The sequence below is a fragment of the Paenibacillus sp. DMB20 genome (genome assembly GCF_000987955.1).
Classification (GTDB): Bacteria; Bacillota; Bacilli; order Paenibacillales; family Paenibacillaceae; genus Paenibacillus_AQ.
This window is the reverse complement of the sequence record NZ_LAZU01000031.1, coordinates 160,842-178,377: the sequence shown is the minus strand read 5'-3', so window position 1 is coordinate 178,377 and position 17,536 is coordinate 160,842. Positions and strand designations below refer to the sequence as shown.

Genomic DNA, 17,536 nt, shown 5'->3' with positions numbered 1-17,536 from the left:
CCTTAGTACGAGAGGACCGGGATGGACGTACCGCTGGTGCACCAGTTGTTCCGCCAGGAGCACGGCTGGGTAGCTAAGTACGGAAGGGATAAGCGCTGAAAGCATCTAAGCGTGAAGCCCCCCTCAAGATGAGATTTCCCAATTCGTAAGACCCCTTGAAGACGACGAGGTAGATAGGTTGGAGGTGGAAGTGCAGCAATGCATGGAGCTGACCAATACTAATCGGTCGAGGGCTTATCCTAAAAAACACTGAAAAGTGGTTAAAACGCAAAACGTTTCGTATCTAGTTTTCAGGTGATTAAAACATCTGAACCATAAGCTGCATAGTCCTTTCTAAGGGCTGATATTTTCTCGCAGCGATTTTGAGAAGCGGATGCTTCGAAAAATCACGTTTGGTGGCGATAGCGGAAGGGTTCCACGCGTACCCATCCCGAACACGACCGTTAAGCCTTCCAGCGCCGATGGTACTTGGACCGAAGGGTCCCGGGAGAGTAGGACGTCGCCAAGCGGCATATTCCCTGATAGCTCAGTTGGTAGAGCACTCGACTGTTAATCGAGTTGTCACAGGTTCGAGTCCTGTTCGGGGAGCCATTTGCTTCCATAGCTCAGTAGGTAGAGTGCATCCATGGTAAGGATGAGGTCACCGGTTCGATCCCGGTTGGAAGCTCCATTCTTCATATGGCCCGTTGGTCAAGGGGTTAAGACACCTCCCTTTCACGGAGGTAACAGGGGTTCGAATCCCCTACGGGTCACCATTTACTTAATTTGCTTCGAAGAACTTACATATGGAGGCTTAGCTCAGCTGGGAGAGCATCTGCCTTACAAGCAGAGGGTCGGGGGTTCGATCCCCTCAGCCTCCACCATATACATTACATGTCCTGATCATTATTGGGACAGACTAGAAGAAATGCTTTCATGTTGGGGATTAGCCAAGCGGTAAGGCAACGGACTTTGACTCCGTCATGCATAGGTTCGAATCCTATATCCCCAGCCATGTTTGAGCCATTAGCTCAGTTGGTAGAGCACCTGACTTTTAATCAGGGTGTCGAAGGTTCGAGTCCTTCATGGCTCACCATTAGTTTTACTTGTGCGCGTGTGGCGGAATTGGCAGACGCACTAGACTTAGGATCTAGCGTCTTTGACGTGGGGGTTCAAGTCCCTCCACGCGCACCATGTTTTGCGGACGTGGCTCAGCGGTAGAGCATCGCCTTGCCAAGGCGAGGGTCGCGGGTTCGATTCCCGTCGTCCGCTCCATGTGCCCTTAGCTCAGCTGGATAGAGCGTTTGACTACGAATCAAAAGGTCGGGAGTTCGAATCTCTCAGGGCACGCCATTATAAGTCAATATATATGTAACGGGACGTAGCTCAGCTTGGTAGAGCACCTGGTTTGGGACCAGGGGGTCGCATGTTCAAATCGTGTCGTCCCGATTGTTACATCTGCGGGTGTAGTTCAATGGTAGAACTCCAGCCTTCCAAGCTGGTAGCGTGGGTTCGATTCCCATCACCCGCTCCATACATAAAGCAGGACATCACCGCGCGTGATGTTTTTTTTTACATATTCACACCGTGGTCCTGCAAAGTGTCAGTGTGTTAAAGTGTTGTTGGTTTGTCGCCATGAACCGTCGAAAGTATCTCCAGAAATCGATATGAAAATATTGTCATGCCCTAAAGGCGTTATTTTGTCGATCTGGCGAATTTTTTTCGGCTCGAAAGTAAAGATTTTCAGGCGTATTTATTGTATGATATTAGGAAGCATAAAAAGACAAGATAAACTGTTGACACGGGTTTAGATGGGAGGAGTAGCATGACTGAACTTACTGTAACCGCAAAAAGCAATTCCAATAATCTGCTTCGGCGGGATGTACGGTTCCTGGGGAATATTCTCGGTGAAGTTCTTGTCCACCAGGGGGGCAATGAGCTTTTAGATATAGTTGAGAAAATTCGCGAGACGAGCAAATCGTTGCGTTCCGTATTTTTGCCTGAGTTGTTTGCAGATTTTAAAAGGATCGTCAGCACACTCAATCCGGACATTCGACATCAGGTGATCCGGGCGTTCGCCATTTATTTTCAGCTGGTTAATATCGCTGAGCAGAATCACCGGATCCGCCGGAAGCGTGATTATGAACGCTCCGCTGGCGAAAGCGTCCAGCCGGGTTCCATTGAAAGTGCAGTCCAGGATTTGAAAGAGCGAAGCTTTACGTATGAAGAAGTCCAAAACATGCTTGAAGGTCTCTCTTTGGAGCTCGTTATGACGGCACATCCTACCGAAGCGATGCGCCGGGCCATTCTCGATATCCATAAAAGAATATCGGAAGATGTAATGCTCCTTGATAACCCGACCCTTACATTCCGTGAGAGAGAGCAGCTTCGCGAGAAGCTCCTGAACGAAGTCATTACCCTTTGGCAGACCGATGAACTCCGTGACCGTAAACCGACAGTTCTGGATGAAGTCCGCAACGGAATGTATTATTTTCACGAAACCCTGTTTCACATTTTGCCAGAGGTTTATCAAGAGCTGGAACGCTGCCTGAACAAGTATTATCCAGGGTATGACTGGCATGTGCCGACGTATCTACGTTTTGGTTCCTGGATCGGTGGAGACCGTGACGGCAACCCTTCGGTAACTGCGGACGTGACTTGGAAAACGCTCGAAATGCAGCGCAAGCTGGCTATTCGCGAATATCAGCGCATCCTGACGGGACTCATGAAAAATCTCAGCTTCAGCGCCACGATTATTAACGTAACCGATGAGCTGAAGGAGTCCATCTGTAAGGACCGCGAGAATGTAACGCTGAAAAAGATGGAAATTTGGCACAATGAGAAAGAGCCGTACCGAATCAAGCTTGCCTACATGCTTGCCAAGATGGGACATGTCCTGGATCCGGTCATGACGGGAGCGGAACGGTACCAGACGCCTGAGGAATTTATCGAGGACCTTCAAATTATCGACCGCAGCCTACGTCATCATTATGCGGATTATGTGGCTGATACTTATATTAAACAAATTATCCGGCAAGTGGAGCTGTTCGGTTTCCATACGGCCACGTTGGACATTCGTCAGCACAGTAAAGAGCATGAGAATGCAATGACTGAAATTTTGGCGAAAATGAATGTGGTCGAAGACTACTCCGCACTGTCCGAAGAGGAGAAAATCGAGCTGCTGAACCAGCTGCTTAACGATCCCCGTCCGCTGACCACGCCTTATCAGGATTACAGCGACAGCACGGAGGAGTGCCTTGAAGTTTATCGGACCATTTACCGGGCGCAAAAAGAGTTTGGCGTAAACTGTATTTCCAGTTACCTGATCAGTATGGCCGAAGGCGCAAGCGACATTATGGAGGTCATGGTTTTTGCGAAGGAGGTCGGACTGTTCCGCAAGGATAACGACGGAACCGTATCGGCTACCCTTCAGGCCGTCCCTCTGTTCGAGACGATTGAGGATCTGCATGCGGCTCCGGATATTATGCGTACGCTGTTTAACCTGCCGATATACCGCGAAGGCTTGAAAGCCATGAACGACCTTCAGGAAATCATGCTCGGCTACTCGGATAGCAACAAAGACGGCGGAGCCGTTACCGCAAACTGGGAGCTTCAAGTGGCCATGAAGGACATTACTGCAGTTGGCAATGAGTTTGGCGTCAAGCTGAAGTATTTCCATGGCCGGGGCGGCTCCTTGGGCCGCGGCGGAATGCCTCTGAACCGGAGTATCCTGGCACAGCCGGCCCACACGATTGCCGGAGGCATCAAAATTACGGAGCAAGGCGAGGTCATTTCTTCCCGTTACTCCTTGAAGGGAATTGCTTACCGTAGTTTGGAGCAGGCGACTTCGGCATTGATTCGGGCTTCCATCAATGCCCGCAGCCCTGAAGAGAATGAACATGAGAAGGAATGGGAACGGATTTCCGCACAAATATCTTCCGTTTCCCAAAAGAAATATCAGGATTTGATCTTCCGCGATCCGGACTTCCTGTCTTTCTTTAAGGAATCTACGCCGCTTCCTGAGGTTGGGGAGCTGAATATCGGCTCGCGGCCTTCCAAGCGGAAGAACAGCGACCGTTTCGAGGACCTGCGCGCCATTCCTTGGGTGTTTGCCTGGACGCAGAGCCGATATCTGCTTCCGGCATGGTACGCGGCCGGTACGGGCTTACAGAGCTTCTATCAAGGCAAGGAAGAGAACATGAAGACTCTTCAGGACATGTATGTCAATTACCCGTTCTTTACTTCCCTGATCGATACTTTGCAGATGGCCATGGCTAAAGCCGACTTAATCATCGCGAAAGAATATTCGCTCATGACGAAGAATGATGTTGCCCGTCAGCGTATTTTTGGTCTGATCAAAGAAGAATTCGAACTCACCAAACAAATGGTCCTCAAAATTACAGGCCAGCAGGATATATTGGATAACCAGCCGGTGCTTCAGGAATCCATACGTCTTCGCAATCCTTACGTGGATCCTCTGAGTTACCTGCAGGTACAGCTCCTGAATGAGCTTCGCGATCTCCGCGAAAAGGGCGAAGACGACCCGGATCTGCTCCGCGAGGTGCTTCTGACCATTAATGGTATCGCTGCGGGCCTTCGCAACACAGGCTGATACGGATCACAAAACGCATAGATTTAGGGATGGTCAAAGGCGAGGTTCCCTGTGGGAATCCCGCCTTTTTGCTAAGATAAAGAAAGCTTCATTTTTTAGCTTGACCTGTTTCTTGAATAGCCCTCTTCCTTTCATAAAGGAAGGAAGACGAAGTCGTTTCTGTTTGTTGCAGCAGCGTTGTTTTCCGATTTGTGTTGCAATTTGGAAAGCGATGAATTACGATTTTAATGGTGCTTTTAAGACGTTACCCATCAGACCATTCTGGGGGAATTATGGTGGACAATTTGGATGTAAGACTGGCGAAGCTTGCCCGAAAAGGGGATCAGAGAGCTTTTGCCGAAATTGTTGAGCTTTACAAAGATAAAATTTTTCATTTGGCCTATCGGATGCTGAATAATCGGCACGAGGCGGAGGATATCGTTCAGGAAACCTTTTTGCGGGTGTACAAGAACCTTGATCGTTATGACGAGAATCAGAAATTCTCGACATGGATTTACCGGATCGGAACCAACCTCTGTATAGACAGGCTTCGCAAACGAAAACCATCCTATTCTCTTGACGCGGATATGAACGATCAGGAAGGGATGGACGGTTATTCGATGATTCCGAGCGACGACCGCTCACCGGAGACAGAGATGCTGTTGTCCGAAACGCAGCGGATTATCCACGATTCCATTGAATCGCTTCCGGCAAAATATAAAACGATTATGCTGTTGCGTTACATCCAGGATTTATCGCTTCAGGAGATTAGCGAAGTACTGGACTTGCCCGTAACGACCATCAAGACAAGGGTTCACCGCGGGCGGGAATTTTTGCGGAAGAAGCTGGAGTTTAAATTGTAGGATCTAAAAAATAAATGAAACAATCCGGACTCCGGCGCGTATGAACATTAAGCAAGTCTTATGCCCCTTAAGGGGGATGGACCCAGCAAAGAGATTGAACGAAAGGACTGGCTCATATGGATTGCAAATTGGCCGTCTCTTTGATGCACGATTATCTGGATAATGACTTGTCCCAACACCAGCAGCTCGAGCTCAAAACTCACCTGCTGCAATGTGTTGACTGCCGGAACAGGTTTGAGGAACTGGAAAAAACGGATATGCTCCTGTTTTCCTTGACTCATCATTCCACAGGGCCCTCCGACGATCTGACAGACCGGATCATGGGGATGCTGCCAAAGCAAAAGAAACAGAAGGTATGGATCACATGGGTGAAGAATCACCCTGCGATAACGGCAGCGGCTCTATTCCTGGTGGTTATGCTCTTCAGCACCGTCAGTTTCTGGAACCAGGAGAATCAGCTTGTTGTGAAGGGCAGCGAACTCGACAAGCTCGTCATTGAAGGACAGACGGTTATTATTCCACCCGATCAGACCATAGCGGGGGATCTAACGGTAGAGAACGGAAAGGCCCAGGTCTATGGAAAGGTCAACGGCAATTTGACCGTCATCGACGGAGAGCTCTTTCAAGCCTCCACGGCCCATATATCCGGACAAGTAAAGGATATCGATAAGGCAATGGACTGGATATGGTATAAAATTTCCAATCTGTTTACGGATGTCGCTTACCGATAGGATGAGTTTTGCACCTTAATGAATACCGGCGCCGTCTTTTCTTCGAAAAGACGGCGCCTTATTTGCGTACTTTACAATATTTTGTCATTTGCAGGCGCCCGCGACTTGCATCGGAAGGTTTAACGTTATAACCTAGATAGTATAAAGCACATACTACATTTATAGCCGTAAGCGTGATTAAGGAATGACGGGGGTTACTGTATGGAGTATTTTACGGACTTAACCTGGAAAGAGTCCATTAAAGATATTATCGATATTCTTATCGTTACCTATATTATTTACCATCTGATCCTCCTGGTTCGCGGTACCCGCGCGGTACAGCTGCTGAAAGGGATATTGGTTCTTGTGCTGATCTGGGCGCTCAGCACCTGGTTTGATTTGTACACGCTGAAGTGGCTGATGAACCAGATTTTTACCTTTGGTGTGGTGGCAATCTTTATTATCTTTCAGCCAGAGGTCAGACGCGGCCTTGAGCAGCTCGGGCGAGGCAAGCTGTTCGGAAGGTCAGCGGACATGGATGAAGAGACCAATAAATTAATCGGGGAAACCATTAAGGCCGTGAATTATTTATCACGGCGGAAGATCGGGGCGCTGATTGTTTTCGAGCGGACGACAGGTTTGAATGAATTCGTCGAGTCGGGCATTCCGATGCACTCGATGATCAGCTCGGAGCTGATCATTAACATTTTTATTCCGAACACGCCGCTGCATGACGGAGCGGTTATCGTCCAGAACGGACAAATCGCCGCGGCAGGCTGCTACTTGCCTTTATCGGAAAATCCATTCATCAGCAAGGAGCTGGGAACTCGCCACCGGGCAGCGATCGGGATCAGCGAGGTGGGAGATGCGATTTCAGTCGTTGTATCCGAGGAAACCGGACAAGTATCCCTGGCGATAAACGGGCAGGTCGTCCGGGACATTAAGGAAGAATCCCTCATTTCCAAGCTGTACGAAGAATTGCGTCCTGCCACACCCATTAAGGAGAAACGTTCGTTCTTCTGGAAACGGAAGGGAGACGGCGAGAATGGATAAGTGGATCAAGAACAACACAGCTACCAAGTTCATGGCTTTGGCTGTCAGCATACTGCTCTGGGCAATGGTACACATCGACAGCGGGACACCGGCTCCGCCGACGACCAGTTACAATACCAAATCCATCGAAGTCAAAATTCAGACATATGGCTTTGATGACAGCCATTATGCTTTGACGGGCATTAGTACGGACCGGGTTACCTTGCAGGTAAAGGGCCGAAGGTCCGACATTACCACGATTTTTGCAGAGGAGTATAAAGTAAAGCTTGATTTGAGCAGCGTGAAGCAGCCGGGAACCCATACGCTTCCGCTAACGTACTCCTTGCCAAGAGGAGTTGAACTTGTCTCAATGGACCCGACGATGGTTACGGTGACCGTGGAAGAACGAATGTCGAAAGCCGTACCGGTAAGTATTGGCACGAAAGGGAAGCTTTCGCCGGGCTATCGCCTGGGATCACCTGTGAAAATAGAACCAGGTACCGTGGAAGTTACCCTTCCTGAATCTGAGCTGGCTCGCTTGTCTCAAGTCAGGGGAACCGTCGATCTGGATGGGGCCGATACGAACTTTGTTGAGAAACGGGTCAAACTGGCCGCATATGATAAAGAAGGAAACGTTATGGAAGATGCCCTGATTATGCCTGAATCCGTAGCCGTTGAAGTCCCTGTCGAAGCCGCCTTCGTAACGGTTCCTTTGGAAATGGAGTATACCGGGCGCCTTCCGGAAGGGCTGGTCTTGTCCAAAGTGACTCCGAAGGTGACGGAAGTAAGGCTGTATGGCAGCAAGGAGGCGCTCGCAGGAGCAAAGTCCTATACAGGAGCTACCGTTCATCTGGAAAATGTAACAAAATCGGGCACAACGGTGCTTACGGCCGACTTGACGCCGCCCGAAGGTTTTGAGAAAATCGAGCCGAGTTCCATAGAGGTGGAAGTAACGGCTGTTTCTTACGGCGAACGCGTGATCAACGGAATACCGATATCCTTAAAAGGCGTATCGTCCGATATGGAAGCCGTCATTACGGAGCCTAAAACTCAATCGATGTCGATGACGCTGACGGGAGCACCGGATCTGCTTAACAGTCTGCAGCCATCGGACATCGGCTTGACCGCCAACATGGCCGGCTTGAAGGCTGGAGTGCATGAAATCCAACTTCAGGTTACCCTGCCCCCATTTATTAACCGGGTAGATCAGAATCGGCTTGCCGTTAAGGTTGAGCTTAGGGAGAAGGACGTACCGGTGACGGGCAAGCCGGACCCTAAACCCGACCAGGGCGGAGGGAAGGAAAAGCCTCCCGAATCGGTGGATAAGCCGGAAACCGATAACGGAAGCGACACCGGTCATGGAGAGGATCAAAATCAAAATCAGAACGGCACTGACGGAACGGATCATACCGGCACAACGCCTCCGGAGGGTGACGGGAGCGATGAAGGAACGCCGCCTGATATCAGCACCGATCCGCCAACTGAGTAAAACATAATACGAAGAGTCGATAAAAAGGAGATAAAGAAACATGGGGAAATATTTTGGAACAGATGGGGTCAGAGGGGTTGCCAATAAGGAATTAACCGCGGAATTAGCATACAGCATCGGACGCTGCGGAGGATACGTTCTCACCAGCGATAAAGAGAAACCGACCATCGTCATCGGAATGGATACGCGCGTATCGGGAGCGATGCTGGAGTCATCGCTGGTAGCCGGCCTGTTATCCATCGGCGCGCATGTCATCCGTTTAGGGATCGTATCTACGCCTGCGGTTGCGTATATTACAAGATTGCTAAAAGCCGATGCGGGTGTCATGATCTCGGCATCGCATAATCCGGTGGAGGACAACGGCATTAAATTTTTCGGCGGAGACGGTTTTAAGCTGTCGGATGAAACCGAATTGAAGATCGAAGAATTGATGGATGCGGAAACAGACGAGCTGCCACGTCCCATCGGTAAAGACCTGGGCGAGGTTATTGTAGACAATGAATCCAAATATAAATACTTGGAGTATTTGAAAACCACGATCAGCAACCGTTTCGACGGCTTGAAAATCGTACTGGATTGCGCCAATGGAGCCGCCTATGAGCTTGCGCCAAAGTTGTTCCGCGATCTTGGGGCGGATGTGATAACCATCGGTGCGGAGCCGAACGGTCTGAACATTAACGATCATTGCGGATCCACCCATCCGGAAAAGCTGAAAGAGGAAGTGGTTCGCCGTGGCGCCGATTTGGGTCTGGCTTTTGACGGGGACGCCGACCGGCTGATTGCCATCGACCCTGCCGGGGAAGAAGTGGACGGCGACTTTATCCTTTGCATTTGCGGCGATGCGATGAACCGCGCGGGCAAATTGAAGGCAGGCACCATCGTGTCGACCGTCATGAGCAACATCGGCTTTTATAAGGCTTGCGAAACGCTGAAGTTGAAAACCGCTAAAACGGCTGTAGGCGACCGCTACGTGATGGAAGAGATGCGCCGCGGAGGCTTTAACCTGGGCGGAGAGCAGTCTGGCCACGTAATTTTCCTCGATTACAATACAACCGGAGACGGTATTTTGACAGGCATCCAGTTGGTGGATACGATCGTTGCCTCCGGAAAATCGCTCAGCGAGCTTAGAAACACCATGCGCAAGTATCCGCAAGTGCTTGTGAACGTTCGCGTAGGCGACAAGAGCAAATATGAAGGAAATGCCGGTATTGAGTCCGCCATTACTGAAGTGGAGAAGCTGCTGGGAGACAACGGACGCGTACTGGTTCGCCCGTCGGGCACGGAATCCCTGATTCGCGTGATGGCCGAAGGACCGGATAAGGATGAGCTGGACCGTTATGTGAACCAAATTGCCGATGTGGTGAAGCGGGAACTGGCCTAAGAAGTTTCGAGGCTCGGTTTAAGGCTCTGGTTACAATTTTAAAGGCAAATGGGGCTAAGCCGTGATTGGGCCGGTGGGACTATTTTAAAAGGTTTCACCGGCCTATTCATATCAAGAATTGTGAATCCCAAAGGGGTACAATTTCTTTAATAGCGCAGGAAAATAAACGCCAATTGCGGTCAGTGTCCATAGGAGTATAGCGATAAGACATTTTTCTTAGATTAGGTTTCAGAAGAGAAGGGGACCGGTTTGGATGGGTGGCAAGTCCAGTTGCCAAACCTGTGCCGCATGAATATAATTAAGAAATGTCATTCAAAGATAGAAAGCGAGGATCGTGAGGTTATAAGGATTCACAAGCGCCAGAGCTTGATGCTGCGCGGGAACGGCCGGATGCCCGGATAGAAGGATTACTGCCAGATACCTGTATGATTACAGTCGGCAGCAAGAACCTATCAGGCAGCGTGCCATCGGCAGAGCAAGCTGACGAGGTGGGGGTGTTCGAAATGTTCGGCGGGGACCTCCCGGCAGTATGCACCAGCCGTAAGCCGGATCGGAAAATGAATGGGCGACCGTTCATACAACGTGCCGGCAGGTGCCATCATACTAACTTAAACCATGAGTGTGCGAAGACGCGGCTTCATGCGGCGGAAGAAGAGTGCATTCATGACGGTTCAATCGGTCATCATCATGTCTGATTTTGTTGAACGTTGATAATTGAATAATTCATTTTTCTTCCGAAGATGCCGCACATGTGCGCCGCGTTCTTTTTCCGATCGTCCTTGAAAGGACGATGGAGTCGTTTCTATTTGCACGCTTCGTTATGGAAATTGAACGGAGGAATCATACTATGTGTGGTATTGTCGGATATATTGGAAATCAGAAGACGCAGTCGGTGCTGATCGAGGGATTGAAAAAGTTGGAGTATCGCGGTTACGACTCCGCGGGAATCGCCGTTTTTACGAACGAAGGACTTCGCGTCGCCAAAGCGAAGGGACGTCTGGCCAACCTGGAATCCAAGCTGGAGGACGCTCCGCTTGTCGGTACAGCCGGGATTGGGCATACCCGCTGGGCAACGCACGGTAAACCATCGGATGTGAATTCCCACCCGCATACGGACGAAAGCCAGAAGTTCTCGGTAGTGCACAACGGAATTGTCGAAAACTACCTGGAATTAAAGGAAGAGCTGATCGGTCAGGGGCATCATTTTGTGTCCGAGACGGATACGGAAGTTATTTCCCACCTGATCGCTCGCGAGTATGACGGAGATATCGTAAAAGCGGTGCAGAAAGCTATTTCTTACATGAGAGGCGCTTTTGCCCTCGGCGTCCTGACTGAATACGAGCCTGATAAGCTGGTCGCTGTGCGTCAAGCCAGCCCCCTGATTATCGGTCTCGGCGAAGGTGAGAATTTCATCGGTTCTGATATTCCGGCGATTTTGAAATATACGCGTAACGTATACATTTTGAATGACGGTGAGATGGCATTGCTTACCGCTGATGCTGTCGAACTGATGACAATCGAGGGGAACTTTATTTCTCGGGAAATGATTTCTGTCGATTGGGATGCGGTGACTGCGGAAAAAGGCGGTTTTGACCATTTCATGCTGAAGGAGATTCATGAACAGCCCAAGGCTTATCGGGATACGATGCTGGGCCGCGTAGATGAGAGCGGACGTAAGGTCGTTCTTCCGGAGCTGAAGCTTACGAAAGAGCAAATCGCCAATATCCGCAACGTACAGATCGTTGCCTGCGGTACAGCTTATCATGCCGGTTTGATTGGTCGCAGCGTGATTGAACAGCTGGTCCGCATTCCGGTTGAAAATGACGTGGCTTCCGAATACCGCTACCGTTCGCCGATTGTTACTCCCGAAACGCTGGTGATCGTGGTCAGCCAATCCGGCGAAACGGCGGATACTCTGGCTGCGCTGCGCGAAGCGAAGCGCAACGGAGCTCATGTCCTGGCCATCACCAACGTAGTGGGCAGCTCGATTGCCCGCGAGGCGGACGATGTGCTGGGTACGCTGGCCGGTCCGGAAATTGCCGTCGCCTCGACGAAGGCTTACACTTCTCAGTTAATCGCGTTCTATCTGCTCGGTCTGTATCTCGCACAAGTTCGCGGTACGGTCACGGAAGATGCCGCAGCCGAGATGCTTGCGGCGATGGAAGCTCTGCCGGAGCAGGTGGAGTCGATGCTGGCTAATACCGAAGCGATTAAAGACTATGCAGAACAAATTTCCAAGCATGAGCATTTGTTCTTCATCGGACGCGGCCAAGATTACGCCGTTGCCCAGGAAGGCTCGCTTAAACTGAAAGAAATCTCTTATATTCACTCTGAAGCTTATGCTGCAGGCGAACTGAAGCACGGTACGCTGGCTTTGATCGAGGAAGGCATTCCTGTGATCGCCCTGGCAACACAGGAGGACGTGCTTGAGAAAACCGTGAGCAACATCAAGGAAGTAAAGGCTCGCGGGGCCGACGTCATGGTCATCACGCATGAAGAACATGTCGTGAGCCTGCTGAAGTCCGTGGATCAGGCTTTTGCGATTCCGAAGACGCTGCCGATTCTTACAGCGGCGCTGTCCGTAGTGCCGCTGCAGCTGCTTGCCTACTACGCATCCCTTGCGTTGGGGCATGACGTGGATAAACCGCGGAACCTGGCGAAGAGCGTGACGGTAGAGTAAGCGGGGCGATTGTGTCAAGTGATAAAAAAAGTTATCGGCTGACAAATATGTTTTGAAGTAGACAATATAGTTTTGAAGCAACAAATAAAGTTTTGAAGTAAGGAAAATTATATATATGGCGATATTGTTATTACCGTTCACTCCATTGGGTGAACGCTTGTAGAATACAAAAAGGGCTATACCAAAAGCAGATCATACTGCTGTTGGTATAGCCTCTTTTCTTTTCGTTCAAGCCGCAATTAGCTTTCCAATACTTGTCGGTCCTCTAACAGGCGATTGCGCAATTCGGCGTAATCGACATCTTGAACCGATGTGCCGTACTGGATGGCTAACGCCGCTGCGGTAGCAGCCGATTGTCCTAGGGTCATGAACACCGGCTCCATCCGGATCGAGCCGTACGCGATATGGGAGGAGGAGAGGCAGATAGGCACCAGTAAGTTGAGGCACTCTTCACCCTTAGGAATGATGGATCGGTACGAAATGGGGTAGGGGCCGGAAGGCCGAACCTCAACGTTGCCTTCATTGATACAACGGCCATCAATGACGATGCGCCGGCAGTTGTGAGAGTCCATCTGATAAGCGGCGAGTCCTACGGAATCGGACACTTTGCGATAGCCACGACAGTCGTCCTCGGTCATCACCAGGTCCGAAATCATTCTTCGCGCTTCGCGAATGTAAAGTTGTGGAGACCAGCCTCCGAATTCCGTATATTCATCAGCCGGCAACCCCCATTGTCGTGCTTCTTTGCGGATGGCCTCAGGTACGCGGCTGTCGTTACAAAGGAAATACAGCATGCCCAGATTATAAGTCAAATGGTCTTGGAATATTTGCTCGCGTCGGGCGTAGCTGCCTTCAGCCCATTCATAGTTCATTCCGATATAGTCGGTCGACACCCCGCCGAAGTTGTTCAGATCTGTCTTGCTCTTCGGCATCGATGAGTGAAGACGAAGGGAGTCCCATACACCTGCATCGATATAACGAGCCAGCAGGGTAAACATTCCGGGATCGTAGTTCGGAGGTTCCGGAAACGGCAGGCGGTTGCTAGGATCATTCGTCAGGCAGATGCGGAAGTTGTAGGCTTGAACACAGTGATCCCCTTGGCCCTGATAGCCCGGAGCCGCGTCGGATACACCGTGCAGCAAGCCGCTGTCCGGCTTGCCCTGAATAACAAAGGGATCGACCCATGCTTTGAAATTATGATTCGGATGGCCGAAATGAACGCCGTTCAACGTTTCCTTGTACACCGAATTCGCTTCACGGCCTACATGATACGAGACTCCGGCTGCAGCTAACAAATCCCCCTCGTAAGTGGCGTCGATAAACATGTCGGCTTCAATCTGAACGCCGCTCTCCATCACGATGCTGTTGATCTTGCCTTGCGACTTGCGAACAGTCGACAAGCGTTGGCCATACAGTACTGTGATCCCATCTTGTTCGACCCACTCCTGGAAAATATGATCTGCTACGTGAGGTTCGAAGTTCCATTGTGTGCCGTCTCCTTCGATACTAGCGTAGTGACGCCCCATTGCTTGGTAAAACTCACGTGAGATGCCTCCAATCGCGGCTTTGTTGCCGATATCGGTTTGGCCAAGACCGCCGGAGGACAAGCCTCCCAGCTTGTGTCCGAATTCTGCGAGCACAACGTTTAACCCCATGCGTTTGGCTTGTACCGCTGCTGCTACTCCGGCTGAGCTACCGCCGTAGATGCATAGATCGGTCTTGTAGGCCGCATCGGACGATGACGCCAAAGGCTCGTAGTACTTTATTTTGTTAAAATCTAACATATCGATCACCTCTTTGTAGTTGTGGAATTGCCTTGGTTTCAGTATATTTATAAAAAAGCTTTAATTCATAGTTTCATTTTAGTTACATTTTTATTTACACTTTTGATTGAAATCATTGATGTTGGGGGGAGTCTAATGCCGATCAAGAAGAAAGTAACGCTCCATGACATTGCCTCGGAGTTAAATTTAACGATCCATACCGTGTCTAAATCGCTGCGGGGACTTCCTGGCATGTCCGAAGAAACAAGAAGGGCTGTTCTGGAAGCGGCGAGAAGATTAGGTTACCGCACCAAGGAACAGGAACGTGGCTTCGCTGTCGAACAAATCCCGATCTTCTCGGCGAATCCGCGGGTGTTCAAATTTATCATAAACGGTAACATTTCCAAGCTGCATCAATTGATTCTGCAGGGGCTGCAGGAAAAGCTGCAGGAATTCGGACATACGGTTCAAACGTTAATCGCTCCTGAGAGCGATGAAGCAGGAGTCATCGAGGAGTGGTTGGAACAGCAGAACGTTGCTTACTGGAATGGAGTCTTCATTCCTCCAGCGATCAAGCCGGGGTTGGAGCGGTTGCTGCTTTCTTTGAAGATTCCCCGTGTCATGATTAATTTCCCAATGCCCGCCGAAAAGGTGGACAGCGTCATCTGGGACGTTGGAACCGCTATCTGGCAGTCCGTTCGCTATTTGGCATCGATGAAGCATTCCCGTATTTTGTACATTGGTGATACGGTAAGGCACCGGGGGTTCTCCATTCGTTGGCGTGCTTTCAAGGAAGCAATGGAGGAGGCAGGGCAAAATGTAAATTCGGAAGATCATGTCACTGGCGCGATCAGCGATAAAGAGCAATGGATTGCGGAAGTGGTGGAAAAGCTGAAGCGGACGAAGCCGACGGCAATCTTATGCGCTGTTCAATACGACTTGGCCTGGATCTATTATGCCTGTAGTCTCGCAGAGCGAAGCATTCCCGGTGACTGCTCGCTTATCAGTTTGGAGGATGACCGGAACGAACTTCTGCCCGGCTTGACCCGACCCTTTCTTGTTGTCCGGGAGGCTGGAGCCCGTGCAGCTGAGCGGATGCTATGGCGCCTCGCCAATCCATCCAAGCCTTATGAGCATACCTTTGTACAGGGGGCCTTTTACACTGGGAATACCGTATTGCCATTGAAACACTTTGAAGGTTAGGAATGGCGGGATAGGAGGATAGATATGCGATTCACATGGCGGAAGCTGTTTCCCAAGACGATAAAGAATAAATTGTTTTTGTCGTTTCTCATTCTCATCCTAATTCCCTTCTCTTTTCTGCAGCTTCGCAGCTACTCGACGATTGAAAGCGTATACGTTAAGAGAATCAGCGAACAGAATCAATACCAGCTCGATCAGGTGAAGGACAATTTCGAACGCCTTCGATCGTTGATGTTCTACAGCTCGCTTCGGTTGGAGAAGGAGCCCTCGATTCGTGAATGGCTTCGCAATCCGTCTTTAATGCAAACCAACCCGACGACAGCTTCGTCGACCATCGATCCGATCATGCTGACCTTGCAATCGTTAAAGAACGACTTTGGATTGGCAAGCCTTTATGTGAACTATACGTTGTCTGATCTATCCGGGCGAAAATATGTCGATACGAATAGCCCATCTACCGATGCTGTGCTGAATCCTGTAATTGTGCGGTCTCTTTTGAATGGGGAGGCGTCCTATGTGTGGGAAACCGAGACCGAGAGCAAAGATGGAGGGCAACCGCAGCCGACCCCGCGTAAGCAACCGAAGTTGGCATTCTATATGACGCTGACCGACGAGACGGGACGGCCGGAAGGAATTGTGGCGGTACAGTTTGATTATCAATCATGGCTCCGCTCGAGCGTCAGTCAATTCCTGATTCAGCAAGAGTATTTCATTGTTGACAGTCAGGGTAAAGTTGTTTTTCAAAGTCGTACGGATACGTACGTGCCTAGTGACATTTTAAGGATCATCCACTCCTTAGACGATGGCAAAGAGCCTTACTATGTGGATCGTAATCGGACCCATATATTAAATACAAGCTCGATACCTTCCGTAGGCTTGTATTTGGTCGGCCAGTTTCCTTTGGATCTGCTATTTGGTGACATCGAGGCGTTGAAGCGGCAGTTTTTCGCCTCCTTCTTCTTGTTTACCGTCTTGTTTATCCTGATCACATTCGCGCTTTTAGCGCGAGTGACCCGCCCACTGCAGCTGCTGCGCATGAAAATGTCCGAAATGATTGACAAGCAGTTTCGGGTCTCAATTCCGACAGACAAATACGAAGGAGAGATCTTGGAGTTCGCTCAGACATTCAACACGATGACGGGGGATATTAACGTACTGATCGAACGGCTGAAACTGGAGGAGCGGCAGAAAGAAGCGATCCGCTTCCAGATGCTCTTGCAGCAGATGAATCCCCATTTTCTGCTCAATACGCTGAATACGATTAAGTGGAACGTATTGGCCAAGGGGGATCGGGAAACAGCTGAGATCTGCATGTCGCTCGGAACGCTGCTTGAGGCTAGCCTGAATTCCGATAGCGAACTCATTCATTTGCACAACGAGCTCGACATGGCGAAGGCTTACGCACATATCCAGCAGGTAAGACACGAAGGTCGGTTTGCCTTCCACTACGAACTGGAGCTGGACCGGTACGACCCAGAACTGCAGTACGCTCTCGTGCCTAAGTTGTCGCTACAGCCGCTGGTAGAGAACGCGATCCAGCACGGTTTCTCGAAGACCGTCGAAGATGGTCGCATTGTGATCCGGGTGTATGTGAAGTCTGGGCAACTCGTTCTTGAGGTGGAGGACAACGGCGTTGGTTTGGAGATGGCGAAGGCGGTCCAGACTGTACCGCGCAAGCGCAAGCCGATCGGCATACATAATTTGCAGGATCGGCTCAAGCTTTTGTTTCGGCAGGAAGCGGCTTTGGAGCTACTCCCGATGGAGTCCGGGACGTTGGCGCAGATGACAATGCCGCTGCTTGTTTCTCGTCCTTACGGGAGCACGGAATCGACAAGGGAGGGCTGA

10 protein-coding genes, 11 tRNA genes and 2 rRNA genes are annotated in these 17,536 nt (G+C 50.2%); 22 read left to right on the top strand and 1 reads right to left on the bottom strand.

The features are described from left to right. The 20 genes from XI25_RS15820 to glmS form a co-directional block, all read left to right on the top strand. Positions 1-242, top strand: a 23S ribosomal RNA gene (locus XI25_RS15820); the annotation flags it as partial. Between the two features lie 149 nt (positions 243-391). Continuing rightward, a 5S ribosomal RNA gene (gene rrf / locus XI25_RS15815) occupies positions 392-508 on the top strand. 7 nt (positions 509-515) lie between these two features. Next, a tRNA-Asn gene (locus XI25_RS15810) sits at positions 516-591 on the top strand. A 3-nt stretch (positions 592-594) separates the two neighbouring features. Next, positions 595-670: transfer RNA gene (locus XI25_RS15805), tRNA-Thr, on the top strand. 10 nt (positions 671-680) lie between these two features. Further along, positions 681-755: transfer RNA gene (locus tag XI25_RS15800), tRNA-Glu, on the top strand. Between the two features lie 32 nt (positions 756-787). Continuing rightward, positions 788-863 (top strand) — tRNA-Val (locus tag XI25_RS15795). Between the two features lie 56 nt (positions 864-919). Next, positions 920-994, top strand: a tRNA-Gln gene (locus XI25_RS15790). Positions 995-999: 5 nt separating this feature from the next. Next, positions 1,000-1,075: transfer RNA gene (locus XI25_RS15785), tRNA-Lys, on the top strand. Between the two features lie 14 nt (positions 1,076-1,089). Continuing rightward, a tRNA-Leu gene (locus XI25_RS15780) sits at positions 1,090-1,173 on the top strand. A 6-nt stretch (positions 1,174-1,179) separates the two neighbouring features. Further along, positions 1,180-1,254 (top strand) — tRNA-Gly (locus tag XI25_RS15775). A 1-nt stretch (position 1,255) separates the two neighbouring features. Beyond that, positions 1,256-1,332, top strand: a tRNA-Arg gene (locus XI25_RS15770). A gap of 22 nt (positions 1,333-1,354) precedes the next feature. Further along, positions 1,355-1,428: transfer RNA gene (locus XI25_RS15765), tRNA-Pro, on the top strand. Between the two features lie 11 nt (positions 1,429-1,439). Beyond that, positions 1,440-1,513, top strand: a tRNA-Gly gene (locus XI25_RS15760). A gap of 291 nt (positions 1,514-1,804) precedes the next feature. Continuing rightward, positions 1,805-4,591, top strand: a complete 2,787-nt coding sequence (gene ppc / locus XI25_RS15755; protein WP_046679416.1) for a phosphoenolpyruvate carboxylase — start codon at positions 1,805-1,807, stop codon at positions 4,589-4,591. Between the two features lie 272 nt (positions 4,592-4,863). Next, on the top strand, positions 4,864-5,433 hold the full coding sequence (sigW, locus tag XI25_RS15750) for an RNA polymerase sigma factor SigW (protein ID WP_046679415.1): 570 nt from the start codon (positions 4,864-4,866) through the stop codon (positions 5,431-5,433). A gap of 116 nt (positions 5,434-5,549) precedes the next feature. After that, complete coding sequence (locus XI25_RS15745; protein ID WP_046679414.1) at positions 5,550-6,164, top strand: zf-HC2 domain-containing protein; 615 nt, start codon at positions 5,550-5,552, stop codon at positions 6,162-6,164. Between the two features lie 201 nt (positions 6,165-6,365). Beyond that, positions 6,366-7,196 carry a diadenylate cyclase CdaA gene (gene cdaA / locus XI25_RS15740; protein ID WP_046679413.1) on the top strand — a complete coding sequence of 277 codons (831 nt, stop codon included), beginning with the start codon at positions 6,366-6,368 and terminating at the stop codon, positions 7,194-7,196. Continuing rightward, positions 7,189-8,664, top strand: coding sequence for a CdaR family protein (locus XI25_RS15735; protein ID WP_046679412.1), 1,476 nt, complete (start codon positions 7,189-7,191; stop codon positions 8,662-8,664). Before cdaA ends, XI25_RS15735 begins: the two co-directional genes overlap by 8 nt. Positions 8,665-8,704: 40 nt before the next feature. Beyond that, positions 8,705-10,045, top strand: a complete 1,341-nt coding sequence (gene glmM, locus XI25_RS15730) for a phosphoglucosamine mutase (RefSeq protein ID WP_046679411.1) — start codon at positions 8,705-8,707, stop codon at positions 10,043-10,045. 847 nt (positions 10,046-10,892) lie between these two features. Further along, entirely contained in the window at positions 10,893-12,725 is a 1,833-nt protein-coding gene (glmS, locus tag XI25_RS15725; RefSeq protein ID WP_046679410.1) for a glutamine--fructose-6-phosphate transaminase (isomerizing), read from the top strand. Positions 12,726-12,964: 239 nt separating this feature from the next. On the opposite strand, the gene XI25_RS15720 is transcribed toward glmS, so the two are convergent. Beyond that, complete coding sequence (locus tag XI25_RS15720; protein ID WP_046679409.1) at positions 12,965-14,509, bottom strand: FAD-dependent oxidoreductase; 1,545 nt, start codon at positions 14,507-14,509, stop codon at positions 12,965-12,967. A 135-nt stretch (positions 14,510-14,644) separates the two neighbouring features. On the opposite strand from XI25_RS15720, the gene XI25_RS15715 reads away from it, so the two are divergent. Further along, positions 14,645-15,691 carry a LacI family DNA-binding transcriptional regulator gene (locus XI25_RS15715; RefSeq protein ID WP_046679408.1) on the top strand — a complete coding sequence of 349 codons (1,047 nt, stop codon included), beginning with the start codon at positions 14,645-14,647 and terminating at the stop codon, positions 15,689-15,691. A 24-nt stretch (positions 15,692-15,715) separates the two neighbouring features. After that, the gene (locus XI25_RS15710) at positions 15,716-17,536 is read left to right on the top strand and encodes a cache domain-containing sensor histidine kinase (protein WP_046679407.1); all 1,821 of its coding nucleotides are present in this window, start codon (positions 15,716-15,718) and stop codon (positions 17,534-17,536) included.

Excerpts from the sequence above, each read along its gene's own strand:
- ppc (WP_046679416.1), top strand. The coding sequence starts at position 1,805 with ATGACTGAACTTACTGTAACCGCAAAAAGCAATTCCAATAATCTGCTT.
- sigW (WP_046679415.1), top strand. The coding sequence starts at position 4,864 with ATGGTGGACAATTTGGATGTAAGACTGGCGAAGCTTGCCCGAAAAGGG.
- XI25_RS15745 (WP_046679414.1), top strand. The coding sequence starts at position 5,550 with ATGGATTGCAAATTGGCCGTCTCTTTGATGCACGATTATCTGGATAAT.
- cdaA (WP_046679413.1), top strand. The coding sequence starts at position 6,366 with ATGGAGTATTTTACGGACTTAACCTGGAAAGAGTCCATTAAAGATATT.
- XI25_RS15735 (WP_046679412.1), top strand. The coding sequence starts at position 7,189 with ATGGATAAGTGGATCAAGAACAACACAGCTACCAAGTTCATGGCTTTG.
- glmM (WP_046679411.1), top strand. The coding sequence starts at position 8,705 with ATGGGGAAATATTTTGGAACAGATGGGGTCAGAGGGGTTGCCAATAAG.
- glmS (WP_046679410.1), top strand. The coding sequence starts at position 10,893 with ATGTGTGGTATTGTCGGATATATTGGAAATCAGAAGACGCAGTCGGTG.
- XI25_RS15720 (WP_046679409.1), bottom strand. The coding sequence starts at position 14,509 with ATGTTAGATTTTAACAAAATAAAGTACTACGAGCCTTTGGCGTCATCG.
- XI25_RS15715 (WP_046679408.1), top strand. The coding sequence starts at position 14,645 with ATGCCGATCAAGAAGAAAGTAACGCTCCATGACATTGCCTCGGAGTTA.
- XI25_RS15710 (WP_046679407.1), top strand. The coding sequence starts at position 15,716 with ATGCGATTCACATGGCGGAAGCTGTTTCCCAAGACGATAAAGAATAAA.